We start from the raw sequence: 24,936 nt of genomic DNA, 5'->3' as shown, positions 1-24,936 counted from the left end.
CCGTGCCGGTCGTCGTCGTGTCCGCGGGCCAAGCGGGGCGGGTCGCCATGAGTGCTGTCTCCTTTGTCAGGTTTGCGGGGTGGTCGGGAGGGTGGGGGCGCCCCGGGGGGGGGGGGGGGGGGGCCGGGGGGGGGGGCGGGGGGGGGGGGGGGGGGGGGGGGGGGGGGGGGTCAGGGGGGGCGCCCCCGCCCCCCGGGGGGGGGGGCGGGGCCCGCCCCGGTGGAACCGACGGACGTCACTCAGTGGGAGTGACCGTGCCCACCGTGCCCCGCGTCAGCGGGCTCCTCTTCCTTCTTCTCCACGACCAGCGTCTCCGTCGTCAGCAGCAGCGACGCGATCGAGGCCGCGTTCTCCAGCGCGGAGCGCGTGACCTTGACCGGGTCGATGACGCCGGCCTTGACGAGGTCGCCGTACTCACCGGAGGCGGCGTTGAAGCCGTGGTTCTTCTCCAGCTCGGCCACCTTGGCGGTGATGACGTAGCCCTCGAGACCGGCGTTCTCGGCGATCCAGCGCAGCGGCTCGACGGCGGCGCGGCGGACGACGGCGACACCGGTCGCCTCGTCACCGGTCTTGCCGAGGTTGCCCTCCAGGACCTTGACGGCGTGGACGAGCGCGGAGCCGCCACCGGAGACGATGCCTTCCTCGACCGCGGCGCGGGTCGCGGAGATGGCGTCCTCCAGACGGTGCTTCTTCTCCTTGAGCTCGACCTCGGTGGCCGCGCCGACCTTGATGACGCAGACGCCGCCGGCGAGCTTGGCCAGGCGCTCCTGGAGCTTCTCGCGGTCCCAGTCCGAGTCGGTGGTGCCGATCTCGGCCTTGATCTGGTTGACGCGGCCCTCGATCTCGGCCTTGTCACCGGCGCCGTCGACGATCGTGGTGTCGTCCTTGGTGACGGTGATGCGGCGGGCGGTGCCGAGCAGGTCGAGACCGGCCTGGTCGAGCTTGAGGCCGACCTCCTCGGCGATGACCGTGGCGCCGGTCAGCGTCGCGATGTCGCCCAGCATGGCCTTGCGGCGGTCACCGAAGCCGGGCGCCTTGACGGCGACGGCGTTGAACGTGCCGCGGATCTTGTTGACCACCAGGGTCGACAGGGCCTCGCCCTCGACGTCCTCGGCGATGATCAGCAGCGGCTTGGACGCGCCGGACTGGATGACCTTCTCCAGCAGCGGCAGCAGGTCCTGGATCGAGGAGATCTTGCCCTGGTGGATGAGGACGTAGGGGTCGTCGAGGACCGCTTCCATCCGCTCCTGGTCGGTGACGAAGTACGGCGACAGGTAGCCCTTGTCGAACGCCATGCCCTCGGTGAAGTCCAGCTCCAGGCCGAAGGTGTTGGACTCCTCGACGGTGATGACACCGTCCTTGCCGACCTTGTCCATCGCCTCGGCGATCAGGTCGCCGACCTGCTTGTCCTGCGCGGACAGCGCGGCGACGGCGGCGATGTCCTCCTTGCCCTCGATCGCGCGGGCGGTGGCGAGCAGCTCCTCGGACACGGCCTTGACGGCGGCGTCGATGCCCTTCTTCAGGGCGGCCGGGGAGGCGCCCGCGGCCACGTTGCGCAGGCCCTCGCGGACCAGGGCCTGGGCCAGCACGGTCGCGGTGGTGGTGCCGTCACCCGCGATGTCGTTGGTCTTGGTCGCCACCTCCTTGACGAGCTGGGCGCCCAGGTTCTCGTAGGCGTCCTCCAGCTCCACCTCACGGGCGATGGTCACGCCGTCGTTGGTGATGGTGGGGGCGCCGAACTTCTTGTCGATGACGACGTTGCGGCCCTTGGGACCGATCGTCACCTTCACGGTGTCGGCGAGCTTGTTGACGCCGCGCTCAAGGGCGCGACGGGCGTCCTCGTCGAACTTCAGGGTCTTGGCCATGCCTGTGAACTACCTCGTCTACTCGTCAAATCACGTCGTCAAGGACGGCAGGAGCAGGCAACGAAACCACCCCGGGCGCCCGGTCCGTAGGACGCGGAAACCCGGGGCGGGATCACTGCTGCGGTAAAAGCGGTGCTTACTTCTCGACGATCGCGAGGACGTCGCGAGCCGAGAGGACGAGGTACTCCTCGCCGTTGTACTTCACCTCGGTGCCGCCGTACTTGCTGTAGAGCACGACGTCGCCCACGGAGACGTCGAGCGGCAGGCGGTTGCCGTCCTCGAAGCGGCCCGGACCGACGGCCAGGACGACGCCCTCCTGGGGCTTCTCCTTGGCGGTGTCCGGGATGACCAGGCCGGAGGCCGTGGTCTGCTCGGCATCCAGCGGCTGGACCACGATGCGGTCCTCGAGCGGCTTGATGGCAACCTTGGTGCTGGCGGTCGTCACGATCCGACCTCCCCCTTCAAAGGGCTCACGGAAGAGTGTCTGTCTGGGTCGGCGACCTGGTAGGCCCGTCGTCGCGGGTGCCGGACCTGCCCGTCGCTGAGTGCTGGCACTCAGCGGTGCCGAGTGCCAGAACCGAGACTAGGACGCGCTTAGCACTCGGTCAAGCGGAGTGCCAGGCGACGCCCTCCAAAGGGGTACCCCTCGGGGGTACCAGGCCCCGTCGTCCGGCGCATGGCGGGCGGGGACAATGGCCGGGTGGACCTCCAAGGATTTGCCGGGCTGCTGTCCGGCGACGGACAGGCGCTGCTCGCGGAGTTGCGGGAGCACAGCCCCGCCGACGAGCTGGCGGCGGCCACCCGGCTGCGGCGCACGTACGACGCCGGGCTGGTGTCGGCGGCGCTGGGGCAGGCGCGGCTGCGGCAGCGGGCCGTGGCGAAATTCGGCGAGGAGGACGCGTACCGGATGTACTTCACGCCGAACGGCGTGGAGCAGTCCACCCGGAAGAGTGTCGCGACGCACCGCGCGGAGCGCTTCAGGGCGCTCGGCGTGCGGCGGCTGGCGGATCTGTGCGGGGGCATCGGCGGGGACGCCCTCGCGCTGGCGCGGGCCGGGATCGAGGTGCTGGCCGTGGACCGGGACCCGCTGGCGTGCGCGGCGGCGCGGGCGAACGCGGCGGCGCTGGGCCTGGCCGACCTGATCGAGGTGCGCTGCGCGGACGTGACGGAGGTGGACACCGCCGGGTTCGACGCGGTGTTCGTGGACCCGGCGCGCCGGACCGGCGGACCGGGCGGGGCCGCGCGCGGCACGTCGATGAGGGGTGGCGGCCGGGCGACGGGCGGACGGACCTTCGACCCCGAGGCGTACGCGCCGCCGCTGTCCTGGGCGTTGGCCGCGGCCCGTGCGGTGCCGTTCGCCGCGGTGAAGGTCGCGCCCGGCATTCCGCACGAGGCGGTGCCGCCGGAGGCCGAGGCGGAGTGGGTCTCGGACCGCGGTGACGTGAAGGAGGCGGCGCTGTGGTTCGGCACCGAGCCCGGCGCCGTACGCGCCACGCTGCTGCCCGGCGGGGCCAGTCTGCGCACGGCGGCGCCGCTGCCCGACCCGGAGGTCCGCCCGGTCGGCCGGTATCTGTACGAGCCGGACGGCGCGGTGATCCGCGCGCATCTGGTGGCGGAGGCGGCGGCCCCGCTGGACGGCGGCCTGATCGACGAGACCATCGCGTACGTGACGGCGGACGAGCTGCGGCCGACGCCGTACGCGACGGCGTACGAGATCGGCGATGTGCTGCCGTTCGGGCTGAAGCGGCTCAAGGCGCTGCTGCGGGAGCGCGAGGTCGGCGTGCTGACGGTGAAGAAGCGCGGGTCGGCGGTGGAGCCCGAGGAGGTGCGGCGCCGGGTCAAGCCGCGGGGGCCGCACGCGGCGACCGTGTTCCTGACCCGGGTGGCGGGCGCGCCCTCGATGCTGCTCGGGCGGCCGGTGACCGGGACCTCTCAGACGTAGTCCTCCAACCGGGCCACGGTGAAGCCCTGTTGGGCGATCTGCCGGAGCATGTTCGCGGTCATCTTCGTCATCGACTCGCCCTTGAGCTCACTGGGCCCGCGGAAGTGCGCCAGGATGATGTCGCCGGGGTGGAACGTGTGGTCGGGCCGCTGGAACTGCACCTTCTTGATCTGCATCGACTCGCGCCACAGGATGATCGCGCGCAGGCCCCCGCAGGACCGCACGGCCTCCTTGGTGGCGGCGTTGTGGTTGCCGTAGGGCGGGCGGAAGAGGCCGGGCGCGGTGCCGTACTCGTGGGTGAGTTTCGTCTGCTGGCCGCAGATCTCGTGCTTCTGCGCGGCGAGCGACTCGGTGTTCAGGTTGGGGTGGGTCAGGGTGTGGTTCTCGATCGAGTTGCCCAGCGCCTGGAGCGGTTTGAAGAAGCCGTAGTCGTTCTGGATGATCGCGTTCGTCAGGAACATGGTGAAGGGGATCTTCAGGTCCTGCATCATCCGCACGAACTTCGGGTCCTTCTCCGCGCCGTCGTCGAAGGTGACGAAGACGATCTTCCGCGTCGTCGGGACGTCGCTGACCACCGGCAGCAGCCCCTTGCCGGTCTTGACCGGCTTCACCGCGGGCGGCGGGGGCGGGTCCGCGAGCACGGGTATGCCCCACTTGCGGAAGGCGGCGGCGCGCTCGGCCTGCGCGGAGCCGGCCGGCGTGGTGGGCTTCCCGGTGCCGCCCGCGCTCGTGGCCGTGCCCGTCGGCGCGGACGGGCCGGGCGTCGAGGCGGACGTCGAGGTGCTGCCCGAGCAGCCCGCGACGAGCAGCAGGCAGGCCGCCGCCAGCAGCGGGAGAGCGGCCCTGCTGCCGGTACGGCCCGGGCGACCGCCGGGGCGGCGACGGGCGCGGGTGGGGACGGGGGTCAGGGGATCGTGGTGCACACCCTGGCTGATGCGACTTTCAGGCGCCGGGTTCCACCGACACCGAGGTGAAGCGCCAGCGGTGCACCTGGCGGCGCACCAACGTCCCGTCCGGGTCGGGCAGTTCCGGCAGTACGGCGTCGTAGGGCGCGTCCCACCACGTGAGGATGAGCACCCGGTCGTCGGGCGCGGTGAGGAATTCGCGGCGGGTCGGCGTGCCGGGGAGCGTACGGGCCTGCTTCCTGGCCCAGTCGAGGAGGTCGGGGCCGCGGCCTTCTGCGGCGGCGGCCTCCCACATCAGCGTGACGGTCATCCGTACAGGTTGTCCTTGCTCAGCTCGTGCACATGGTCGTGGTCGTGCGCGTGGCCCGGCCCGTGGTCGTGTGCGTGCGGGTGTCCGTGGCCGTGCGGGCCGGGGTGGGTGTGGCCGGGCACCGACACCTCCGTGACCGGCAGCGAGGAGTCGGCGGGCAGGTCGAGGGTGGAGGAGGCCCGGCCGCGCGCGACCATCTCGGCGCCGAGGGCCGCGACCATCGCGCCGTTGTCGGTGCACAGGCCGGGGCGCGGCACCCGCAGCCGGATGCCCGCGTCCTCGCAGCGCTCCAACGCCAGTGACCGCAGGCGGGAGTTGGCGGCGACACCGCCGCCGATCATCAGGTGGTCGACGCCGTTGTCCCGGCAGGCGCGGATCGCCTTGCGGGTCAGCACGTCCACCACGGCCTCCTGGAAGGACGCGGCCACATCGGCGATCGGCACGTCCTGGCCGTCCCTGCGCCGGGCCTCGACCCAGCGCGCCACGGCGGTCTTCAGGCCGGAGAAGGAGAAGTCGTAGACCGGGTCGCGCCCGCCGGTCAGGCCGCGCGGGAAGGCGATGGCCCCGGGGTCGCCCTCGCGGGCGTGCCGGTCGATCGCCGGGCCGCCGGGGAAGCCGAGCCCCAGCACCCTGGCGACCTTGTCGAACGCCTCGCCCGCCGCGTCGTCGATGGTCGCGCCCAACGGCCGTACGTCGCTGGTGATGTCGGGCGCGAGCAGCAGCGACGAGTGCCCGCCGGACACCAGCAGCGCCATCGTCGGCTCGGGCAGCGCGCCGTGTTCGAGCTGGTCCACGCAGATGTGCGAGGCCAGGTGGTTGACGCCGTACAGCGGCTTGCCGAGCGCGTACGCGTACGCCTTCGCCGCCGACACCCCGACCAGCAGCGCGCCCGCGAGCCCGGGGCCCGCCGTGACCGCGATGCCGTCCAGGTCGCTCGCGGCGACCCCGGCGTCCTTCAGCGCGCGCTGGATGGTGGGGACCATCGCCTCCAGGTGCGCGCGGCTGGCCACTTCGGGGACCACACCGCCGTACCGGGCGTGCTCGTCGACGCTGGAGGCGACCGCGTCGGCCAGCAGCGTGTGGCCGCGCACGATGCCGACGCCGGTCTCGTCGCACGAGGTCTCGATGCCGAGGACAAGGGGTTCGTCAGCCATGGATCTCAGTTTCCTGTACGGGTGGGAGGCGGGGCGGCCGGGTCGGTTTCGTCGGTCTGCGCGAAGGCGGCGGGGGCGACGGGGGTGGCGGCCGGGTCGGCGAGCCGCATGACGAGGGCGTCCACGTTGCCCGGCTGGTAGTAGCCCTTGCGGAAGCCGATCGGCTCGAAGCCGAAGCGCTGGTAGAGCCGCTGGGCGCGGGTGTTGTCGACCCGTACCTCCAGCAGCACCTCGTGGCACTCGGCGTCGGTGGCGGCGCGCAGCAGTGTGGTGAGAAGCCGGGCGCCGAGCCCGGTGCCCCAGTGGTCGCGGGCGGCGGCGATGGTCTGCACATCACCCGTTCCGGCGATGGCGGCGAGCCCCGCGTAGCCGACGAGCCGTCCCCCGGCGTCCTGCGCGACCACGTAGAAGCGGGTCGCGGCCGGGTGCCGGGCGTCGGCCAGCTCCGACCAGAACATCGCGCGCGACCAGGCGTCCTCGGGGAACAGGTCGTGTTCCAGGGCCAGTACGGCGTCCAGGTCCCACCAGCGCATCTCGCGCAGCGTCACGGCGGTGGCGCTCCCGTGAGCGGCCCCGGTCACTTCGGCAGTACCGCCTTGTACCCGGCGGGCACCTGCGCGTCCGGCCGCCGCAGGTACAGCGGCAGCGGCGGGTCGAAGGGCTCGTCAGCGGCCAGCCGGTACGCGGCCAGCGCCGCGAGCGCGCCCGCCGACTGGTCCTCGGTGCCCTGACGGCGGTCGGTGAAGACCTCCGGGTACAGCGCGGCGCCCGCGCCGACCGACGGCAGGCCGCGTACCGCGTCCGCGATGTCGGCCGGGCGGTCCACGGCGGGCTCGGTGGCGCGGTGCCGCGGGTCGTCGTAGCGCGCCCAGTACACCTCTTTGCGGCGGGCGTCGGTGGCCACGGTGAACGGCCCGTCGAGCCCGGCCGCGCCCGCGGCCCAGGCCAGCCCGTCCAGGGTGCACACGCCGTGCACGGGGACGCCCAGCGCGTCCCCGAAGGACGCGGCCGTCACCAGGCCGACGCGCAGCCCGGTGTACGGTCCCGGGCCGACGCCGACCACGACGCCGGTGACGTGGGCGAGCGTACGGTCGGCGGCGACCAGGACCCGGTCGATCGCGGGCATCAGCAACTCGCCGTGCCGGCGCGCGTCGACGACGGTCGACTCGGCGAGGACCCGCTCCCCGTCGTGCAGGGCGGCGGTGACGGCGGGTGTGGCGGTATCGAAGGCAAGCAGCAGCACGTCCCCAAGGGTACGGCGCGCGCCCGTACGGTCGTGGCCGCGGGCGGCGCGGCTGCTACCGTCAACCGGGAGCATGTGCGAACCCCATCCGGAGGACAACCGTGGCGCGGATCAAGTCGAGCACCCTGGTCTCGGGGCTCACTGCGGCTGCCCTGGTCGTCATCGCCGTGCTCGCCGCGCAGGCGGCGGGCTCCGCGCCCGACCAGCCGCCGCAGGCCAGGCCCTCCACCTCGGCCGTGAAGTCGCCCAGCACCAAGCCGACGCCGAAGACGTATCCGCTGCCCGCCGCCTCCGGCACCGGCAGGCGCGTGGTCTACAGCATCTCCGCCAAGCGGGTGTGGCTGGTCGGTGACGCGGAGAAGGTCGACCGCACCTACGCGGTGGTCGCGGGCAATGTGGCGCCGAGCGTGGGGATACACCGCGTCTTCTCGCGGCGCGCCTCCGGCATAGGAGGCGACGGCGCCCAGGTCGAGCACGTGGTGCTCTTCGCGACGACCGACGGGATAAACGTCGGCTTCAGCGCGGCCGCGGACGGGTCGCTGGCGAAGCCTGATCCCTCGAAGCAGACGGCGGCGATCCGCGAGACGCGGCTCGACGGCACGGCGCTGTGGCAGATCGCGACGATCGGCAGCAGTGTTTTCGTCGTGAAGTAGGCACGCGGAGTAGGCGCGTCGCGGAGTAGCCGCGCGGAGTAGCCGCGCGGAGTAGCCGCGCGGAGTAGCCGCGCGGAGTAGCCGCGCGGAGTAGCCGCGCGGAGTAGCCGCGTCGTGAAGTAGCCGCCCTGTGGAGTAGCCGCGCGTCTCACGCGCCGGTTTCTGCCTCCGGCGCGTCCGTCGTCCTGCCCGTCGCCGTGGTGACCGGCGGGTCCGCCGGCGCGGGCTCCTCGCCGTCGTCCGGCGGGGTCGACAGTGTGCGGGCCGCGGCTCCGGCGGCCAGCAGGGCGCCGACGTTGGGCGGCGGGGTGTCCCGCCGCGGGTCCCGCGTGTCCTGGGTCCGGATCTGGGCCGGCATGTGCGCCTCCCCGAAGAGACGTAGTTAGGGCGCCCTAACCAGGTACCCGCAACCAGCAGACCACGCCCGGCCGCCCTCGCGCAACATCTTGCCGACAGCCTGTCGGAACGGAGGGCGGAGCGGGGGCCGAACGGGGGATCGGAGCGAGGGTCAGGCGCGCAGCGCGGTGAGGTCCTGGCCGGTCCAGCGCGGGCCGACGCCGGTGACGGTCACCTCGCGTACGTCGTCGCCCTCGCCGTCCCCGTCCGCCGGGCCGCCGACCGTACGGGCGATGACGACCTGGAGCCGCGCCTCCGACAGCTCCTCGACCTTGCCGTCGCCCCACTCCACGACGACCACGGACTCGGGGAGCGACACGTCGAGGTCCAGGTCCTCCATCTCGTCCAGGCCGCCGCCCAGGCGGTACGCGTCCACGTGCACCAGCGCGGGACCCGCGGTCAGGGAGGGGTGGACGCGGGCGATCACGAAGGTCGGGGAGGTGACGGCGCCGCGTACGCCCAGACCCTCGCCGAGGCCGCGGGCCAGCGTGGTCTTGCCCGCGCCCAGCTCGCCGCTGAGCAGCACCAGGTCGCCGGGGGCGAGCAGCGCGGCCAGGCGGCGGCCCAGGTCGCGCATCAGGTCGGGGGTGGGGACGGTGATCCCCACGGAGCCCGGTTCGTGCGGTGTCGCGCCGCGCCGCACCGCCTCGTGCTCGGCGGCGTTCTGCGCGGCGGTCTCGTGCGGCGGCGTGGCATCGTGCGGTGTGGCCATGAACGCGAATGTTACGCGTCGGCGGCCGTCGTACGGGTCGACGCCCGCACCGCCGCCAGGTCGCGCAGCACCTGCGGGACCGGTGCGCGCACCGAGTCCGCGGCCTGCGCGATCAGCAGCGCGAGCGCCGCGTTCACCACCTCGGGGCGCTCCATGATGACCAGGTGCCCCGCGCCCTCCACGATCACCAGTTCGGCGTCCGGCAGCTTCTCGGCGATCTCCGTACTGTGCGCGCTCGGCGTCAACAGGTCCTTGTCCCCCGCCAGTACGAGACCGGGCAACCCGTCGAGCACCGACAGCGCGTCGCCCTTGTCGTGGTCGGTGAACGCCGGATAGAACTCGGCGACCACGTCGATCGGCGTCGACTCGATCAGCCGCTCGGCGAACCGGCCGACCGCCGGGTCCACGTCGGAGCCGAACGAGTACCGCTTGATGATCCCCGCGAACAGGTCGGCGGTGGCCTGCCGCCCCCGCTCGACCAGATCCGCCTGGCTGCCCAGCGCCCGCAGCACCGCGGGCGCCAGCGCCCGGAACGCCCGCGCGCCCGCGGCGGGCAGCCCCAGCGTCACCGCGGCCAGCTTCCCCGCCGACGTCGAGACGAACGCGACGCCGACGACCCGCTCCTCGACGTACTCGGGGAACTGGTCGGCGAACGCCATCACCGTCATCCCGCCCATCGAGTGCCCGACCAGCACCACCGGGCCCTCGGGCACCGCCGCGTCCAGCACCGCCTTCAGGTCGCGGCCCAGCTGGTCGATGGTGGCGGGCCCGCCCGCCACTTGGTCCCGGCCGCGCTCGCTGCGGCCGTGACTGCGCTGGTCCCAGTACACCGCCCGTACGGTGCCGCGCAGCGCCGCCCGCTGGAAGTGCCAGGAGTCCTGGTTCAGGCAGTACCCGTGCGAGAACACCACCGTCACCGGCTGCGGCGCCTCGGCGCGGCGGCGCAGCCAGCCGCGGCTGCGGCGCGAGGGCGGTGTCTGCGGCTCGGGCTCGGGCGGCGCGACGTCCTCGGTCTCGTAGTACAGCTCCGTGCCGTCCTCCGCCGCGACCGTGCCGGGCTGTCCGCGCAGCGTTCCGTACGGGCCCGCCGAGTCCAGCGCCAGCCGGGCGCGACGGCGCATCCCGCGGCCGACGGTCACCCGCTCGATCGCCACGCCCGCGGCCGCGCCCGCCGCGACCACCCCGATCGCCGCGCCGACCAGCCCTGCCTTCTCCCACTTCACGCCTTCTGGCACGGTGCTCCATCGCTGTCGCCTGCGCCGGGACCGGCGCCTTCCCCCACGTATACCCGCGGGACCCGCGCGCCGATCACGCCGTGGGACACGGGGCGTCGTCGCTGCCGCCTGTGGTCTCGCCCGCCGAGACCAGGGGGCCGGTCACGCCTACGGGCACGGCGCGCCGTCGCTGGCGCCTGCGCCGGGACCGGCGCCTTCCCCCACGTATACCCGCGGGACCCGCGCGCCGATGCGGGTGACGATCTCGTACGCGATCGTGCCGCACGCCCGTGCCCAGTCCTCGGCGGTCGGCTCGCCCTGGTCGCCGGGGCCGAACAGCACCGCCTCGTCGCCGGGCTCGGCCGCGTCGCCGCCGAGGTCCACCACGAACTGGTCCATCGCGACCCGGCCCGCGACCGTCCGCCACTTGCCCGCGACCAGCACCGGGCCCGTGCCCGAGGCGTGCCGCGGCACGCCGTCCGCGTAGCCCAGCGGCACCAGCGCCAACGTCGTCTCGCCCGGCGTCACGTACTTGTGCCCGTAGCTCACCCCGTGCCCGCCCGGCACCCGCTTCACCGACGCCAGGCGGCCGACGACCGTCATCACCGGCCGCAGCCCGAAGTCCGCGGAACCGCCGATCTCGGGCACCGGCGAGATGCCGTACATCGCCACGCCCGGCCGCACCAGGTCGAAGTGCGCTTCCGGGAGCGTCAGGGTGCCCGGCGAATTCGCGAGGTGCCGCACCTCGGGGGTGAGGCCCGCCGCCTCGGCCTGCGCCAGGGCCTCCTTGAAGACGTTCAGCTCCCGCTCGATGGAGGGGTGGCCCGGTTCGTCGGCGCAGCTGAAGTGCGCCCACACTCCTGTCACCCGGATGAGGCCGTCGCGCTCGGCCGCGCGGGCCCGTGCGACCAGTTCGGGCCACTGGGCGGGCTGGGCGCCGTTGCGGCCGAGGCCCGCGTCGATCTTGAGCTGCACTCTGGCCGGGCGGCCGGCCGCCTCGGCCGCCGCCGTGGCTTCGCGGAGCGCCCACATCGCGCTCACCGTCACGTCGATGTCGGCTTCGACGCACTCCCGCCAGGGCCCTCCGGGGGTCCACAGCCAGCACAGGGTGCGGGCCTTCAGGCCCGCTGCCCGCAGGGTCAGGGCTTCCTCGGGGGTGGCCACGCCGAGCCAGGTCGCTCCGGCCTCGACGGCCGCCTTGGCGCACGGGACCATTCCGTGGCCGTAGGCGTCGGCCTTCACGACGGCCATGAACGCGGCCGTGGGTGCCTTTGCGCGCAGCGCTCTCACGTTTGCTCGCAGCGCGGTCAGGTCCACTTGTGCCCAGCCGCGCATCCGCTTCTCGTCCATTGCGGTCAGTGTCTCAGGTCGGGTGCTGGGCGTGTCTTTCCCGCCCGCCCACCCGTGCGGGTGCTTTCTTCGTCTGCGGGTGCCGCCTGTGCCTGGGTCGGTGCCGGTCCGGGGCACCTCCTCGGGCGACGAACGTGCACCCACTTCGAAAACGTCCAGCCCCTTTCCGTTCGTCCCCCTGCGGGGGCACCCCGGCCCGTCCCCTCCCGGTACGTCGGCGTCCGCCTGTCCGGTGGGGGTGGCGGAGGGGGGTGGGTGGGCACGGGTACGTCGGCGTCCGCCTGTCCGGTGGGGGTGGCGGAGGGGGGTGGGTGGGCACGGGTGCGTCGGCGGCCGACGGTGGGCTGTGGTGGCGGAGCGGGGCAGGGTCGAAGGAGGCCGTTCGTGATTCGCCGGACAGGCGCTAGGTGGGGAGGCGGAGGCCGTTGTAGAGGAGTGAGGCGATGCGTACGGCGTCGTCCTGCCAGCCTTCGGAGCGCAGGCCGCAGATGCCGCCGAGGGCGCGGAGGAGGAGGCGGCCGCTGACGTCCTCGCGGATAAGGCCGGCGGCGGCGCCGACGGTGAGGAGGTGGTCCAGGGCACGGGCCATCTCGGCGCGGGTGTCGTCGAAGACGGGCGAGTCGGTCGCCATGATGCTCTCCAGCACTTCGCCCATGCCGCGGCCGACCGCCGCGTGCTCCACGAGCAGCAGGAGGAAGGCGCGCAGGGCTTCGTCGGGGGCGTGCTGGGCGAGCAGCCGGGAGGGGGCCGCGCAGAGGTCGGCGACCTCTTGGCGGTACACGTCGGCGACAAGGGCTTCGCGGGTGTCGAAGTGGCGGTACAGCGTGCCGACGGCCACACCGGCACGGCGGGCGATCTCCTCGACGTGGGCGTCGTCGTCGGAGAGGAGCGCTTCGCGCGCGGCGGCGAGGAGCGCGTCGCGGTTGCGGCGGGCGTCGGCGCGCAACGGGCGTGGTGACGGCAACAGTCCTCCATAAGGTGAATCGGACTCCGCTTGTGTACAGTTTCCGGAGTCGGGTTCACTTTACTGGGGAGAACGTCCGTGACGATCGAGAACGAGGGGCTTGACGGCCTGCGTGTGCTGGTGACCGGCGGCAGCCGAGGGCTCGGGGAGGCGACAGCCCGCCGCTTCGCCGCCGCGGGCGCCACGGTGCTGACGGCCTCGCGCACCGCGCCGCCGGACGACCTGGACGCCGCCTTCATCCCGGCCGACCTGCGGTCCGAGGAGGGGGTGCGGGAACTGGGGCAGCGCGTGCTGGACAGCGTCGGAGGCGTTGACGTCCTGGTGGACAACGCGGGAGCCGCGACCGGGCCGATGCCGACTCTGGAGCGGTCCGACGCGTCGTGGCTCGCCGACCTGGAGATGAATCTGCTCAGCGCGGTCCGGCTCGACCGGGCGTTGGTTCCGGGGATGGTCGAGCGCGGCTCGGGCGTCGTGGTGCACGTCTCGTCCATCGCCAGCCACCTCCCCCAGCCCGCCGAGGCGTCGTACGCCGCGTCGAAGGCGGCGCTCAACGCCTACAGCCGCGAACTGGCGACGGCGGTGGGCGGCCACGGCGTACGCGTGGTGTGCGTGCTGCCGGGCTTCGTCGTCACCGAGGGAGCCGCCGACCACCTCCGGCGGATGGCCGACAGTGAGGGCATCGGCGTCGACGACGTCACGCAGCGGATCGTGGAGCACCTGAAGCTGCCGATGGGACGGCCCGGCGAACCCGAGGACGTCGCCGAGATGATCGCGTTCCTCGCGTCCGGCCGCGCCAAATGGCTCACCGGGGCCCAGTTCAGGGTCGACGGCGGCATCATCCCCACCGTCTGAGCCCCAGCGATTCCGAGGAGAGACACCGTGACCTTCAGCCTGACGTCACTGATCGTGGACGCCGCGGACCCGGAGAGCGAAGGCGCGTTCTGGCACCGCCTGCTCGGCGGCTCGGTCACCCGGACGGCCACGCACCACTTCCTGCGCAGCGACGGATTCCCCGTGCTCGTGGTCCAGCGGGTTCCGGGGCATGTCATGCCCCGGTGGCCCGACGGGACCTCCCAGCAGATGCACTTCGACCTCGCGACGGACGACATGGAGAGCGCCGACACGCGGGTGCTCGCGGCGGGCGGGCGCCGACTGCGGCCGACCGGCGATGTCGGCCCCGCCGACCGCGAGGGCGCCCGGGTCTACGCCAGTCCGGCCGGGCACCACTTCTGCGTTCGCCCGGCCTGACCCCCGCCACGGCTACGGGACGACCTCCCGGTCGGCGGCGGCGAGGAGCGTGCGGAGGGGGGCCGTGTCGGGGGTGTCGGCGATGGCCGCGTCGATGGCGTCGTCCATGCCGTTCTCCCAGGCCGGCGGGAGAACAAGTCCGGGGCGGCCCGTCCAGGCGATGTCGGGGGCGGCGAGTCCGGACTCGATGAGACGGAGCTGGATGAGACCGGCCAGCCCGTCGAAGACCACGGGCCGGATGAAGTTGCGCGCCGACGCGCCGGTCAGGCGCCCCGCCTGCGGCGGCTTGGGGATACGGTCGGCGACCGCCATCCACAGCAGGCCGTGGTCGAAGGCGTCGAGCACGTCCTCCAGGGTGGGCAGATCGGTGTCCGTCACCGTCTCGGAGGAGGCGCGGCGGGACGTACGGGCCGCGCCGTCCTGGTCCGGCGACTCCGCGCGCAGCGCCCTGGCGACCGCGAGCAGCAGCGGTCGGGACCAGCCCTCGGCATCCGCCGAGGCGCGGGCCATGACCAGGTCGTCCCAGGCCAGACGCGGGCGCTCGGCCGCCTCCGGGGGCAGCGTGCGCGCCTCCAGAGCGGCGAACACCTGGCTCTGGTCCCGCAGCAGGGACAGCGCGTTCGCCTCCCCCTCAGCCCCCTCGGCCCCGTCCGTCCTGCCGTCGGCGGGCAGCCGCTCGATCCGGGCTATCCGATCCTGGAGCGGCGGGTGGGAGTCGTACGGGTGCGGCTTCGGCGGACGCCGACCGTCCGCGAGCGCGGCGAGCCTCTCCCCCGGCCGGGCGGCGAGCAGTCGCGAGAATCCGCCGAGGACCTCGCCGACCGGAGGCAGCGCCCCCACGGGGCCGCCCATCCCGGCGTACGTGTCCACGTAGTGGTCGTACGCGGCGTCGATGACCGGCATGGCGCGCAGTGCGCCGACCGTCGCGTCACGGCCCGCGTACCGGGCGGCCGACTCATCGGCGGCGAACTCCTGCTGGCGGGCGACGGACTGCGAGGTCCGCAGGAACATCCGGGCGTAGCCGACGTAGACGGCGCCGACCACGTAATGCATCCGCGTGGTGCCCTCGCTGAACACCTCCACCGTGTGCAGTACCGCCGCCCGGCCACGCAGGGTGAGGCCGCCGAGCCGGGTGTCGCGATTGCCGTAGTGGCCGAACTCATGCGCCAGAACGGCCCGCAGCCGGGGCACGGTCAGCCCCGCGAGCAGCGGCAGGCCCAGCAGCAGACGGCGCCGCCCCGGCAACAGGCCCAGCAGACGGCTCTGTTCCGCCACCCCCGCGTTGACCTCGGAAACCAGGTACAGCTCGTCCGGCGCCCGCTCCCCCGCCACCTCCGCCGCCGCCCGCACCTGCTCCCACAACTCGGGCTGCTCCTGCGCCGCGACCGCCACCCCGTCCGGCACCGACCCCAGCCGCCCGGCCCGCAGAAACGCCAGCATCCCCCGCACGATCGCCACCGCCACCAACGCCGTGACCATCAAAATCGTGCCCTCGAACCACGCCGCCCCCGCCGCGAACCACCGCGTCACCAGCAGCCAGTCCAGCGCCGCCATCGCCGCCAACAGCACAAACCCCAACAACACGAACCCGACCAGCAACACCAACGCGCGCACAGCACGCAGCCGGAACGTCATCGACAATCCCCCCACAGGACCAGCCCACCCCCACCGGCACACCCCGACAAGGCCCGCAGATCCTACCCCCCACCCCAAGCCCCCCAGCCCCCCCCGCCTCACCTGCCCCCCGGACCGTCGGACACCGACGCACCGGAAGCAGCCGAGCCCCCACCCACCCCCTCCGCCACCACAGCGCACCGTCGGACACCGACGTACCCAAGCCCACCCACCCCGCCCGGCCACCCCCACCGGACCGCCGGACACCGACGTACCCGAGCCCACCCACCCCCTCCCCGGCCACCCCCACCGGCGGGCGGACGCCGACGTACCGGGAGGGGACGGGCCGGGGTGCCCCCGCAGGGGGACGAACAGACAAGGGCTGGACGTCATCGAAGTGCGGACACGTTCGTCGCCCGAGGAGGTGCCCCGGACCGGCACCGACCCAGGCACAAGCGGCACCCGCAGACGAAGAAAGCACCCGCACGGGTGGGCGGGCGGGAAAGACAAGCTAAAGGCTGCGCCACGCAGTGGGAACGGCGGCGGCCACATCCAACGCCGCAAGCGGCGCTCCCCCCGACCCCAGCCGCGCAGCGAGCCCATGCAGGTACGCCCCACAAGCAGCCGCGTCCATCGGCGCAAGCCCCGCCGCGAGCAACGACCCCGTAAGCCCGGACAGCACGTCCCCACTCCCCGCCGTCGCCAGCCACGCGACCCCCGTCGGATTGACGCGAACGGCCGCCCGGGGCGACGGCGAAGCCACCAACGTGGTGGCCCCCTTGAGCAGAACGGTGGCACCGAACCGCCCGGCCAGCCCCCGCACGGCGTCGAGGCGCCGCGCCTCGACCTCCTCCCGCGCCCAGCCGAGCAGCGCGGCGGCCTCCCCGGCGTGCGGGGTGAGGACGGTGGGGGCGCTCCGCTCCCGTACGGCGGCGGGCGAGAGGAAGCGCAAGGCGTCGGCGTCGACGAGGACCGGCACCGAGGTGGCGAGCACGTCGGTGACGGCCTGCCGCGCCTCCGGGGAGTCGCCGATGCCGGGCCCGACCACCCAGGACTGAACGCGCCCGGCGCTGTGCGGGGACCCGGTGGACACCAGCACCTCGGGGTGCCGGGCGAGCACGGCGTCGCCGCCGGGCCCGACGTAGCGCACCGCACCGGCGCCGCCCCGCAGCGCGCCGGAGACGGCGAGGACGGCGGCCCCCGGATACCGCCCGGACCCGGCGACGACGCCGACGACACCGCGCCGGTACTTGTCGCTCGACTCCCCCGGCCGCGGCAGCGCGGCGGCGACGTCCGCGTGCTGGAGCGCCTCCAGTTCGGGTTCGCCGAGGTACGGCCCGAGGCCGATGTCGACGAGCCGGGGCGCCCCGGCGAAGGTGGCGGCCGGGTCGACGAGCAGCCCCGGCTTGTACGTACCGAAGGTGACGGTCGCGTCGGCGTGCACGGCGTCCCCGAGGACTTCCCCGGTGTCGGCGTCGACGCCGCTGGGCAGGTCGACGGCGACGACGAGGGCGCGGGAGGCCCCGGCGGCCTCGGCGAGCGGTACGGCGCCGGGCCGCAGCCCGCCCTTGCCGCCGATGCCGACGATCCCGTCGAGCACGAGGTCGGCCCGCCCGATCAGCGCCTCGGCGTCCTCCGTGGCGGCGGCGCGGCCCCCGGCGGCCAGCAGGGCGGCGAGGCCGCCGCGGTGGGCGCGTTCGGGGGCCAGCAGCACGGCGTGCACGGCGGCGCCGCGGCGGGCCAGCCGGGCACCGGCGTACAGCGCGTCACCGCCGTTGTCGCCGCTCCCGGCGAGGACGACGACGCGCGCGCCGTACGTACGCCCGAGCAGGTCCCGGCACGCCGCCGCGAGCCCGGCCGCCGCGCGCTGCATGAGCGCGCCCTCGGGCAGCCGGGCCATCAACTCGCCCTCGGCGGCCCGTACGGTCTCCACCGCGTGCGCGTACCTCATGGAAAGTCCTCCGGCAGGGCTCGACGGAAACAGCCTCAACGGACACTACGCGCCCGGCGCGCACCCAGCCCCCCGACCAGGCGGACCGGCACACCCAGCCCCCCGACCAGGCGCACCGGACGCGCCCGGCGCATCCGCCCGACCCGCCCCCGCGACCCGCCCGCGGGTCAGCCCTCCGCGATGACCACCGCGGACGCGACCCCGGCGTCATGGCTGAGGGAGACGTGCCAGCCGCGTACCCCCAGCTCCGCGGCCCGCGCGGCCACGGTCCCGGTGACGGTCAGCCGGGGCCGGCCGGACGGCTCCGTGGTGATCTCGGCGTCGAGCCAGTGCAGCCCGGCGGGAGCGCCCAGGGCCTTGGCGAGCGCTTCCTTGGCCGCGAACCGGGCGGCCAGCGAGGCGACACCGCGCCGCTCGCCGGTCGGCAGCAGCAGTTCGCCGGGGAGGAAGAGCCGGTCGGCCATGCCGGGCGTGCGCTCCAGGGCGGCGGCGAAGCGGTCGATCTCGGCGACGTCGATCCCGACCCCGACGATCACTGGCCATCCCCTTCGCCCGACGTGCCGTTCATGCCGGCCAGCTTAGGCCGTGCCCCCACCCGCCGTGCCCCCGGCCGCACGCCGCACCCCCGGCCGCGCTCCACACCCCGCCCGCGCGCCGCACCCCCCGCCCGCGCTCCGTACACGTACGTCTGGACAATGGGGCCCGTGCCGACGACCCCAGCCGCGACCAGCCCCTATGTCGACCTGACCCGCGAGGAGTGGAGTGCGCTGCGCGAGCGCACGCCGCTGCCGCTGACCGCCGAGGAGGTGGAGCGGCTGCGCGGCCTGGGCGACGTGATCGACCTGGACGAGGTGGTGGACGTCTATCTGCCGCTGTCCCGGCTGCTGAATCTGTACGTGGCCGCGCACAACCGGCTGCGCGGCGCGCTGAACACCTTCCTGGGGGACGCGGTGGGGGCGCCTCCGCCGAAGGCAGGGGGAGGGCACCACGCGCAGCCGGGGACGCCGTTCGTGATCGGGGTGGCGGGCAGTGTGGCGGTGGGCAAGTCGACCACGGCCCGGCTGCTCCAGGCGCTGCTGGCCCGCTGGCCCGAGCACCCGCGGGTCGAACTGGTCACCACCGACGGCTTCCTGCTGCCCAACGCGGAGCTGCACCGGCGCGGCCTGATGTCCCGCAAGGGCTTCCCCGAGTCGTACGACCGCCGCGCGCTGACCCGCTTCGTGGCGGACGTGAAGGCCGGCCGCGACGAGGTCACCGCGCCGGTCTACTCGCACCTGATCTACGACATCGTGCCCGGCGAGACGCTGACGGTCCGCCGCCCGGACATCCTCATCGTGGAGGGCCTGAACGTCCTCCAGCCGGCGCTGCCCGGCAAGGACGGCAGGACGAGGATCGGCCTGGCCGACCACTTCGACTTCAGCGTGTACGTGGACGCGCGCACCGAGGACATCGAGCAGTGGTACCTGGGGCGGTTCAGGAAACTGCGCGAGACGGCCTTCCAGGACCCGCACTCGTACTTCCGCAAGTACACCCAGGTCTCGGAGGACGAGGCGCTGGAGTACGCCCGGCTGATGTGGCGCACCGTCAATCAGCCCAACTTGCAGCAGAATGTGCTGCCCACCCGCAGCCGGGCGACGCTGGTGCTCCGCAAGGGACCGGGGCACAAGGTGCAGCGCCTGTCGCTGCGCAAGCTCTGACGCCGGCCACCCCGGCGCCGGTCACATGACGCGGCTCGCCCGACGCGGCCGCCAGATGTCGAGGAAACGGGAGCCCCGCCGTGCTGCACCTGCGGATGATCGTGCCCGCCGACCGCACCGAGGAGGTCGCGCGACTGGTCGGCGCGACCCTCGGCGCCACCCATCTGACGGTGATGCGCGGCGCCGCGTACGACCCGCTCGGCGACGTGCTGACCTGCGACGTGGCGCGGGAGGCGGCCGACGGCCTGCTGGCCGGGCTGCGTGAGCTGGGCGTGGCGGAGACCGGTTCGATCGCGGTCGAGAACATCGACCTGACGCTGTCGACGAGCGCGGAGAAGGCCGAGGAGGACGCGCCGGGCGAGGGCGCGGACGCGGTGCTGTGGGAGTCGCTGGTCGAGGAGACGCACGAGGAGTCGACGCTGACCGTCACGTACATCGCGTTCCTGACGGTGGCGACGATGCTGGCCGCGTACGGCGTGATGCTGGACAGCTCGATCCTGATCGTCGGCGCGATGGTGGTCGGGCCGGAGTTCGGGCCGCTGGCCGGGATCTGTACGGGGGTGGTGCGGCGTCAGCGCCGCCTGGTGGGGCGGTCGGTGGCGGCGCTGCTGATCGGCTTCCCGGTGGCGATGCTGATCACCGGCGGGTTCAGCGACCTGATGAGCCTGTTCGGGCTGTTCACGCAGGCGCGGTTCGACGCGCCGCACCCGGCGACGGAGTTCATCTGGCAGCCGACGTGGGATTCGTTCGTCGTCGCGTTCCTCGCCGGGATCGCCGGAATCCTCTCCCTGACCTCGTCCAAGTCGGGCGCGCTGGTGGGCGTGGCGATCTCGGTGACGACGGTGCCGGCCGCCGCGAACGCCGCCCTGGGGATCAGCTACGGGGCCTGGGGCGAGGCGTGGGGCTCCACCTTGCAGCTCGTGATCAACCTGGCGGGCATCGCGGTGGCGGGCACGTTGACGCTGCTCGCCCAGAAGTGGCTCTGGGCGAAGCGGCACGTACCCGCCGCCTGACGACGTACGGTCGGCCCCCGCGCGGGGCGGCTCAGCCCAGGGTGGACTTGACGACGTCGGCCAGCCGCCCGGCGACGGACTGGGCGTGGTCGATGTCGGCGGCCTCGACCATCACGCGCACCAGCGGCTCGGTGCCGGAGGGCCGCAGCAGGACCCGGCCGGTGGTGCCCAGCTCGGTCTCGGCCTCGGCGACGGCGGTCAGCAGCTCGGGCGTGGAGTCGACGCGGCTCTTGTCGACGTCCGGCACATTGACCAGCACCTGCGGCAGCCGCACCATGACCCCGGCCAGGTCGGCCAGGGTGCGCTTGGTGGCGGCGACGCGGGCGGCCAGCAGCAGACCGGTCAGGGTGCCGTCGCCGGTGGTGGCGTGGTCGAGCACGATGACGTGCCCGGACTGCTCGCCGCCGAGCGCGTACCCGTGCTCCTTCATCGCTTCCAGGACGTAGCGGTCGCCGACGGCGGTCTGCACCATCTCGATGCCTTCGCGTTCCATCGCCAGCTTGAAGCCGAGGTTGGACATCACGGTGCCGACGACGGTGTTCTCGCGCAGGGCGCCGCGCTCGCGCAGCGACAGGGCGAGGATCGCGAGGATCTGGTCGCCGTCGACCTCCTCACCGGTGGCGTCGACGGCCAGGCAGCGGTCGGCGTCGCCGTCGTGCGCGATGCCGAAGTCGGCGCCGTGCTCGACCACGGCGGCCTTCAGCAGCTCCAGGTGGGTGGAGCCGCAGCCGTCGTTGATGTTGAGCCCGTCGGGCTGGGCGCCGATGGTGATGATCTCGGCACCGGCGCGCGAGAACGCCTCGGGCGAGACGCGGGAGGCCGCGCCGTGCGCCTCGTCCAGGACGACTTTCAGGCCGTCGAGGCGGTTGGGCAGCACCGCGATGAGGTGGGCCACGTACTGGTCGAAGCCCTCGTCGTAGTCGCGGACCCGGCCGACGCCGCCGCCGGTCGGGCGGTTCCAGGGGGCGCCGGTGCGGTGCTCCTCGTAGATCGCCTCGATCCGCTCCTCCAGCTCGTCGTCGAGCTTGTGGCCGCCGCGGGCCAGGAACTTCACGCCGTTGTCCGGCATCGCGTTGTGGCTCGCGGAGAGCATCACGCCGAGGTCGGCGCCCAGCGCGCCGGTGAGATACGCCACCGCCGGGGTGGGCAGCACACCGACCCGCAGGACGTCCACGCCCGCGCTCGCGAGGCCCGCCACGACGGCCGCCTCCAGGAATTCGCCCGAGGCGCGCGGGTCGCGCCCCACGACCGCCACCGGCCGGTGGCCCGCGAAGCTGCCCGCTTCGCCGAGCACGTGTGCCGCCGCGACCGACAGGCCGAGAGCAAGCTCGGCGGTGAGGTCGGCGTTGGCCATGCCCCGCACGCCGTCGGTGCCGAAGAGTCGTCCCACAGTGTTTCCTCCGATGATCCGTGCGGTCGTGCGGCCGTCCCGGGACGCGACGATCCCTGTGCCGCCGGGCCTCCCGTGCCCCGCGGTCCGCGCCCCCGGTGCGGGGACATGGCTCCACCATCCAGGGCTCAGAGCCATATCAACAGACAAATGTGCCGATTCCCAGGAATGCGAACGCCTCGGAGGCACAAAGTGTCTCCGAGGCGTTCGATGCGCCCGGCGCGGGTTTGGTTCCCGCGCCGGAGGCGACTTAGCGCTTGCTGAACTGCGGGGCCTTGCGGGCCTTCTTCAGACCGGCCTTCTTCCGCTCGACCGCGCGGTCGTCACGGGTCAGGAAGCCGGCCTTCTTCAGCGGGCCGCGGTTGTTGTCCACGTCCGCCTCGTTGAGCGCGCGGGCGACGCCCAGGCGCAGGGCACCGGCCTGGCCGGAGATGCCGCCGCCGCTGATGCGGGCCACGACGTCGTACCGGTTGTCCAGCTCGAGCACCTTGAAGGGCTCGTTGACTTCCTGCTGGTGCACCTTGTTGGGGAAGTAGCCCTCAAGGGTGCGGCCGTTGATCTTCCACTTGCCGCTGCCCGGAACGATCCGGACACGGGCGATGGACTGCTTGCGGCGGCCGGTGCCGGCGGCCGGCTGCGGGTCGCCGAAGCGCGAGGCGAGCGACTCGGAGGTGTACTCCGACTCGGGGGTCTCGGACTCGAAGGTCGTGATCTCCTCGAAGGTCTCTTCACCCTCGACGACGGTCTCGGCAGTGGTCTCAGCCACGATTCTCCTCAGATTCTTTCTGGTAGCTGGTGGCCGGTACTACTGCGCGACCTGGGTGATCTCGAACGGCACCGGCTGCTGGGCAGCGTGCGGGTGCTGGTCGCCCGAGTAGACCTTCAGCTTCGAGAGCATCTGACGGCCCAGGGTGTTCTTCGGGAGCATGCCCTTGATGGCCTTCTCCACGGCCTTCTCCGGGTTCTTGTCGAGCAGCTCGTCGTAGCGCACGGAGCGCAGGCCGCCCGGGTACCCGGAGTGGCGGTACGCCATCTTCTGGGTCTTCTTGTTGCCCGACAGGTGCACCTTGTCGGCGTTGATGATGATGACGAAGTCACCGGTGTCGACGTGCGGGGCGTAGATGGGCTTGTGCTTGCCCCGCAGGAGGGTCGCGGCCTGGGTGGCCAGACGGCCCAGGACAACGTCCTGCGCGTCGATTACGTGCCACTGGCGGGTGACATCGCCGGGCTTGGGGCTGAACGTACGCACGGTCGCCTTCGCTTCTTCAGTGATGGTGTCTCCACGAGCCCGTGAGGGGCCGGGGAAACGGGTCCTTGTACAAGGCCACCCGGACGATCAGGCCAGCCCTGGCGGCATTCGGGGACGCAACCCGTCTGCCTGCCGCTGGTCATCGGCCCGGTGGACCGGCGTAAGGGCCCCTCACGTGAGATAGAGCAAGCCAATACGCATAACGACATCGAAGAATACCCGCGCGCCCCCGTACGGGTCAAAACGCGTCGGATTCCCGGGCCGGGAGGGGCCGTTCAGGACCCGTGGGGACCGGGCGTCCGCCTGGCCCTACCGCTTGCGCTCGACCCGCCGCTCGTCCCAGACCGGCTCGGTGGACTCCCTGACCAGACCGTCGGACCCGAAGACCAGATAGCGGTCGAAACTGCGCGCGAACCACCGGTCGTGCGTCACCGCGAGCACCGTGCCGTCGTACGACTCCAGGCCCTCCTGGAGGGCCTCGGCGCTCTCCAGGTCGAGGTTGTCCGTGGGCTCGTCCAGCAGCAGCGCGGTGGTCCCGGCCAGCTCCATGAGCAGGATCTGGAAGCGGGCCTGCTGCCCGCCGGAGAGCTTGTCGAAGGGCTGGTCGCCCTGCCGCTCCAGCTCGTACCGCCGCAGGACGCCCATGGCGCGGCCCCGGTCGTGCGCGTGGTCGCCCCACAGGATGTCGACCAGGGTGCGGCCGAGCAGTTCCGGGTGCGCGTGGGTCTGCGCGAAGTGGCCGGGCACCACCCGCGCGCCGAGCTTGAACGTCCCGGTGTGCGCGACGCTCCCGTCCCCGGCGAGCAGCCGCAGGAAGTGCGACTTCCCCGAGCCGTTGGAGCCGAGCACCGCGACCCGCTCGCCGTAGTAGACCTCCAGGTCGAACGGCTTCATCAGACCGGTCAGCTCCAGCTTCTCGCAGGTCACCGCCCGTACGCCGGTACGTCCGCCGCGCAGTCGCATCCGGATGTCCTGCTCGCGCGGCGGCTCCTGCGGGGCGCCCGCGTCCTCGAACCGCTTCAGCCGGGTCTGCGCCGCGTGGTAGCGGGACGCCATGTCGGGGCTGTTCGCCGCCTGCTGGCGCAGCCGCAGCACCATCGCCTTGAGCTTGGCGTGCTCCTCCTCCCAGCGCCGCCGCAGCTCCTCGAAGCGCGCGAAGCGCTCCTTGCGGGCCTCGTGGAAGGTGTCGAAACCGCCGCCGTGCACCCACACCGTGGACCCGGCAGGGCCGGTCTCGACGGCGACGATCTTCTGCGCGCTGCGGGCCAGCAGCTCCCGGTCGTGGCTGACGAACAGCACGGTCTTCTTGGTGAGGGCGAGCTGCTCCTCCAGCCAGCGCTTGCCCGGCACGTCCAGGTAGTTGTCCGGCTCGTCGAGCAGCAGCGTCTCGTCGGGGCCGCGCAGCAGGGCCTCCAGAACCAGCCGTTTCTGCTCACCGCCCGAGAGCGTCTTCACCTCGCGCCACTGCGCCCGCTCGTACGGCACGCCGAGCGCGGCCATCGTGCACATGTCCCACAGGGTCTCGGCCTCGTAGCCGCGCGCCTCGGCCCATTCGGCCAGGGCGTGCGCGTACGCCATCTGCGCCGGTTCGTCGTCCTGCGCCATGATCGCCAGCTCGGCCGCGTCGACCGCCTTGGCGGCGGTCCGGATCCGCGGGTGCGCGACGGACACCAGCAGGTCACGTACGGTGCGGTCGTCGCGGACGCTGCCGACGAACTGCCGCATCACGCCGAGGCCGCCGCTGACCGTGACCGTGCCGCCGTGCGGCTTGATCTCGCCGGAGATCAGCCGCAGCAGCGTGGTCTTGCCCGCGCCGTTGGCGCCGACCAGCGCGACCACGGCGCCGTCGCCCACCCGGAACGAGACGTCGCCGAGCAGCGCCCGCCCATCCGGCAGGTAGTACTCCAAGTGCGCTGCTTCCACATGTCCCATGTCCTGGATTCTCCCTGTGGGGCGCGATCCGCCCCAACTCGTTTTCGTGAGGTCTCCACCGGCGCGTTCACCGGTGCGTTCTCCGGTGCGTTCTCCGGTGTGTTCACCGGAATATGTGCGCGGCCTGACCGGCA

The 24,936-nt window shown here is 73.2% G+C and carries 25 protein-coding genes; 6 read left to right on the top strand and 19 right to left on the bottom strand.

The window, feature by feature from the left end; all coding sequences use genetic code 11:
- Positions 1-239 precede the first annotated feature (239 nt).
- Together groL and groES are read right to left on the bottom strand one after the other, a co-directional pair.
- The gene (gene groL / locus ACIO6U_RS28735) at positions 240-1,865 is read right to left on the bottom strand and encodes a chaperonin GroEL (RefSeq protein ID WP_355336791.1); all 1,626 of its coding nucleotides are present in this window, start codon (positions 1,863-1,865) and stop codon (positions 240-242) included.
- A gap of 136 nt (positions 1,866-2,001) precedes the next feature.
- Entirely contained in the window at positions 2,002-2,310 is a 309-nt protein-coding gene (gene groES / locus ACIO6U_RS28730; protein ID WP_093740451.1) for a co-chaperone GroES, read from the bottom strand.
- Between the two features lie 231 nt (positions 2,311-2,541).
- Between groES and ACIO6U_RS28725 the strand changes: the two genes are divergently transcribed.
- Positions 2,542-3,807 carry a THUMP-like domain-containing protein gene (locus tag ACIO6U_RS28725; protein WP_391163416.1) on the top strand — a complete coding sequence of 422 codons (1,266 nt, stop codon included), beginning with the start codon at positions 2,542-2,544 and terminating at the stop codon, positions 3,805-3,807.
- Here ACIO6U_RS28725 and ACIO6U_RS28720 read toward each other — a convergent pair.
- The 5 genes from ACIO6U_RS28720 to tsaB are packed head-to-tail and all read right to left on the bottom strand — an operon-like array spanning position 3,798 to position 7,419.
- The gene (locus ACIO6U_RS28720; protein WP_401723472.1) at positions 3,798-4,730 is read right to left on the bottom strand and encodes a polysaccharide deacetylase family protein; all 933 of its coding nucleotides are present in this window, start codon (positions 4,728-4,730) and stop codon (positions 3,798-3,800) included. The two genes, ACIO6U_RS28725 and ACIO6U_RS28720, sit on opposite strands and share 10 nt — an antisense overlap.
- Positions 4,731-4,749: 19 nt before the next feature.
- Positions 4,750-5,022, bottom strand: coding sequence for a hypothetical protein (locus ACIO6U_RS28715; RefSeq protein WP_391050434.1), 273 nt, complete (start codon positions 5,020-5,022; stop codon positions 4,750-4,752).
- Positions 5,019-6,176, bottom strand: a complete 1,158-nt coding sequence (gene tsaD / locus ACIO6U_RS28710) for a tRNA (adenosine(37)-N6)-threonylcarbamoyltransferase complex transferase subunit TsaD (protein ID WP_401723469.1) — start codon at positions 6,174-6,176, stop codon at positions 5,019-5,021. The genes ACIO6U_RS28715 and tsaD overlap by 4 nt, the downstream gene beginning before the upstream one ends.
- A 5-nt stretch (positions 6,177-6,181) precedes the next feature.
- Positions 6,182-6,709 (bottom strand): ribosomal protein S18-alanine N-acetyltransferase, encoded by a 528-nt coding sequence (gene rimI, locus ACIO6U_RS28705; RefSeq protein WP_355337193.1) that lies wholly within the window; start codon positions 6,707-6,709, stop codon positions 6,182-6,184.
- Positions 6,710-6,753: 44 nt separating this feature from the next.
- Entirely contained in the window at positions 6,754-7,419 is a 666-nt protein-coding gene (gene tsaB, locus ACIO6U_RS28700) for a tRNA (adenosine(37)-N6)-threonylcarbamoyltransferase complex dimerization subunit type 1 TsaB (RefSeq protein WP_355336786.1), read from the bottom strand.
- A 101-nt stretch (positions 7,420-7,520) separates the two neighbouring features.
- On the opposite strand from tsaB, the gene ACIO6U_RS28695 reads away from it, so the two are divergent.
- On the top strand, positions 7,521-8,072 hold the full coding sequence (locus ACIO6U_RS28695; RefSeq protein WP_355336785.1) for a hypothetical protein: 552 nt from the start codon (positions 7,521-7,523) through the stop codon (positions 8,070-8,072).
- A gap of 148 nt (positions 8,073-8,220) precedes the next feature.
- On the opposite strand, the gene ACIO6U_RS28690 is transcribed toward ACIO6U_RS28695, so the two are convergent.
- The 5 genes from ACIO6U_RS28690 to ACIO6U_RS28670 form a co-directional block, all read right to left on the bottom strand.
- Positions 8,221-8,430, bottom strand: coding sequence for a hypothetical protein (locus ACIO6U_RS28690; RefSeq protein WP_355336784.1), 210 nt, complete (start codon positions 8,428-8,430; stop codon positions 8,221-8,223).
- Positions 8,431-8,580: 150 nt separating this feature from the next.
- Positions 8,581-9,180: a tRNA (adenosine(37)-N6)-threonylcarbamoyltransferase complex ATPase subunit type 1 TsaE gene (tsaE, locus tag ACIO6U_RS28685; protein WP_391163421.1), complete on the bottom strand. Its 600-nt coding sequence runs from the start codon at positions 9,178-9,180 to the stop codon at positions 8,581-8,583.
- Between the two features lie 11 nt (positions 9,181-9,191).
- The gene (locus ACIO6U_RS28680; RefSeq protein WP_401723463.1) at positions 9,192-10,415 is read right to left on the bottom strand and encodes an alpha/beta fold hydrolase; all 1,224 of its coding nucleotides are present in this window, start codon (positions 10,413-10,415) and stop codon (positions 9,192-9,194) included.
- Between the two features lie 147 nt (positions 10,416-10,562).
- Positions 10,563-11,744 carry an alanine racemase gene (gene alr / locus ACIO6U_RS28675; RefSeq protein ID WP_401723460.1) on the bottom strand — a complete coding sequence of 394 codons (1,182 nt, stop codon included), beginning with the start codon at positions 11,742-11,744 and terminating at the stop codon, positions 10,563-10,565.
- A gap of 403 nt (positions 11,745-12,147) precedes the next feature.
- Positions 12,148-12,708, bottom strand: coding sequence for a TetR/AcrR family transcriptional regulator (locus ACIO6U_RS28670; RefSeq protein WP_401723457.1), 561 nt, complete (start codon positions 12,706-12,708; stop codon positions 12,148-12,150).
- Positions 12,709-12,786: 78 nt separating this feature from the next.
- On the opposite strand from ACIO6U_RS28670, the gene ACIO6U_RS28665 reads away from it, so the two are divergent.
- Together ACIO6U_RS28665 and ACIO6U_RS28660 are read left to right on the top strand one after the other, a co-directional pair.
- The gene (locus tag ACIO6U_RS28665; RefSeq protein ID WP_401723453.1) at positions 12,787-13,560 is read left to right on the top strand and encodes an oxidoreductase; all 774 of its coding nucleotides are present in this window, start codon (positions 12,787-12,789) and stop codon (positions 13,558-13,560) included.
- Between the two features lie 27 nt (positions 13,561-13,587).
- Entirely contained in the window at positions 13,588-13,956 is a 369-nt protein-coding gene (locus ACIO6U_RS28660; RefSeq protein ID WP_401723450.1) for a VOC family protein, read from the top strand.
- 12 nt (positions 13,957-13,968) lie between these two features.
- Here ACIO6U_RS28660 and ACIO6U_RS28655 read toward each other — a convergent pair whose 3' ends face one another.
- The 3 genes from ACIO6U_RS28655 to ACIO6U_RS28645 form a co-directional block, all read right to left on the bottom strand.
- A complete protein-coding gene (locus ACIO6U_RS28655) occupies positions 13,969-15,591 on the bottom strand; it encodes a M48 family metalloprotease (protein WP_401723447.1) in 1,623 nt (540 codons plus the stop codon).
- A 490-nt stretch (positions 15,592-16,081) separates the two neighbouring features.
- On the bottom strand, positions 16,082-17,521 hold the full coding sequence (locus ACIO6U_RS28650; protein ID WP_401723444.1) for an NAD(P)H-hydrate dehydratase: 1,440 nt from the start codon (positions 17,519-17,521) through the stop codon (positions 16,082-16,084).
- A gap of 167 nt (positions 17,522-17,688) precedes the next feature.
- On the bottom strand, positions 17,689-18,057 hold the full coding sequence (locus ACIO6U_RS28645; RefSeq protein WP_355340163.1) for a holo-ACP synthase: 369 nt from the start codon (positions 18,055-18,057) through the stop codon (positions 17,689-17,691).
- 159 nt (positions 18,058-18,216) lie between these two features.
- Between ACIO6U_RS28645 and coaA the strand changes: the two genes are divergently transcribed.
- On the top strand, positions 18,217-19,218 hold the full coding sequence (gene coaA / locus ACIO6U_RS28640; RefSeq protein ID WP_391050427.1) for a type I pantothenate kinase: 1,002 nt from the start codon (positions 18,217-18,219) through the stop codon (positions 19,216-19,218).
- 80 nt (positions 19,219-19,298) lie between these two features.
- Entirely contained in the window at positions 19,299-20,231 is a 933-nt protein-coding gene (locus ACIO6U_RS28635) for a DUF389 domain-containing protein (protein ID WP_401309237.1), read from the top strand.
- A gap of 31 nt (positions 20,232-20,262) precedes the next feature.
- Here the strand turns inward: ACIO6U_RS28635 and glmM are convergent, their stop codons facing one another.
- The 4 genes from glmM to ACIO6U_RS28615 all read right to left on the bottom strand — a co-directional run bounded on the left by glmM (position 20,263) and on the right by ACIO6U_RS28615 (position 24,802).
- Positions 20,263-21,621, bottom strand: a complete 1,359-nt coding sequence (glmM, locus tag ACIO6U_RS28630; RefSeq protein WP_355340172.1) for a phosphoglucosamine mutase — start codon at positions 21,619-21,621, stop codon at positions 20,263-20,265.
- Positions 21,622-21,871: 250 nt separating this feature from the next.
- Positions 21,872-22,387, bottom strand: a complete 516-nt coding sequence (gene rpsI / locus ACIO6U_RS28625; protein ID WP_188283331.1) for a 30S ribosomal protein S9 — start codon at positions 22,385-22,387, stop codon at positions 21,872-21,874.
- A gap of 39 nt (positions 22,388-22,426) precedes the next feature.
- A complete protein-coding gene (gene rplM / locus ACIO6U_RS28620) occupies positions 22,427-22,870 on the bottom strand; it encodes a 50S ribosomal protein L13 (RefSeq protein ID WP_355340175.1) in 444 nt (147 codons plus the stop codon).
- 309 nt (positions 22,871-23,179) lie between these two features.
- The gene (locus tag ACIO6U_RS28615; RefSeq protein ID WP_391050425.1) at positions 23,180-24,802 is read right to left on the bottom strand and encodes an ATP-binding cassette domain-containing protein; all 1,623 of its coding nucleotides are present in this window, start codon (positions 24,800-24,802) and stop codon (positions 23,180-23,182) included.
- Positions 24,803-24,936 lie beyond the last annotated feature (134 nt).

The sequence above is a fragment of the Streptomyces sp. NPDC087422 genome (assembly GCF_044744145.1).
In the GTDB taxonomy this organism is placed as follows: domain Bacteria; phylum Actinomycetota; class Actinomycetes; order Streptomycetales; family Streptomycetaceae; genus Actinacidiphila.
This window is presented reverse-complemented; position numbering and strand designations above follow the sequence as displayed.

What these genes read in the sequence shown, in the direction of transcription:
- groL (WP_355336791.1), bottom strand. Translation starts at nt 1,865, where the DNA reads ATGGCCAAGACCCTGAAGTTCGACGAGGACGCCCGTCGCGCCCTTGAG.
- ACIO6U_RS28725 (WP_391163416.1), top strand. Translation starts at nt 2,542, where the DNA reads ATGGCGGGCGGGGACAATGGCCGGGTGGACCTCCAAGGATTTGCCGGG.
- ACIO6U_RS28715 (WP_391050434.1), bottom strand. Translation starts at nt 5,022, where the DNA reads ATGACCGTCACGCTGATGTGGGAGGCCGCCGCCGCAGAAGGCCGCGGC.
- tsaD (WP_401723469.1), bottom strand. Translation starts at nt 6,176, where the DNA reads ATGGCTGACGAACCCCTTGTCCTCGGCATCGAGACCTCGTGCGACGAG.
- rimI (WP_355337193.1), bottom strand. Translation starts at nt 6,709, where the DNA reads ATGCGCTGGTGGGACCTGGACGCCGTACTGGCCCTGGAACACGACCTG.
- ACIO6U_RS28690 (WP_355336784.1), bottom strand. Translation starts at nt 8,430, where the DNA reads ATGCCGGCCCAGATCCGGACCCAGGACACGCGGGACCCGCGGCGGGAC.
- tsaE (WP_391163421.1), bottom strand. Translation starts at nt 9,180, where the DNA reads ATGGCCACACCGCACGATGCCACGCCGCCGCACGAGACCGCCGCGCAG.
- alr (WP_401723460.1), bottom strand. Translation starts at nt 11,744, where the DNA reads ATGGACGAGAAGCGGATGCGCGGCTGGGCACAAGTGGACCTGACCGCG.
- ACIO6U_RS28655 (WP_401723447.1), bottom strand. Translation starts at nt 15,591, where the DNA reads ATGACGTTCCGGCTGCGTGCTGTGCGCGCGTTGGTGTTGCTGGTCGGG.
- ACIO6U_RS28650 (WP_401723444.1), bottom strand. Translation starts at nt 17,521, where the DNA reads ATGAGGTACGCGCACGCGGTGGAGACCGTACGGGCCGCCGAGGGCGAG.
- coaA (WP_391050427.1), top strand. Translation starts at nt 18,217, where the DNA reads ATGGGGCCCGTGCCGACGACCCCAGCCGCGACCAGCCCCTATGTCGAC.
- ACIO6U_RS28615 (WP_391050425.1), bottom strand. Translation starts at nt 24,802, where the DNA reads ATGGGACATGTGGAAGCAGCGCACTTGGAGTACTACCTGCCGGATGGG.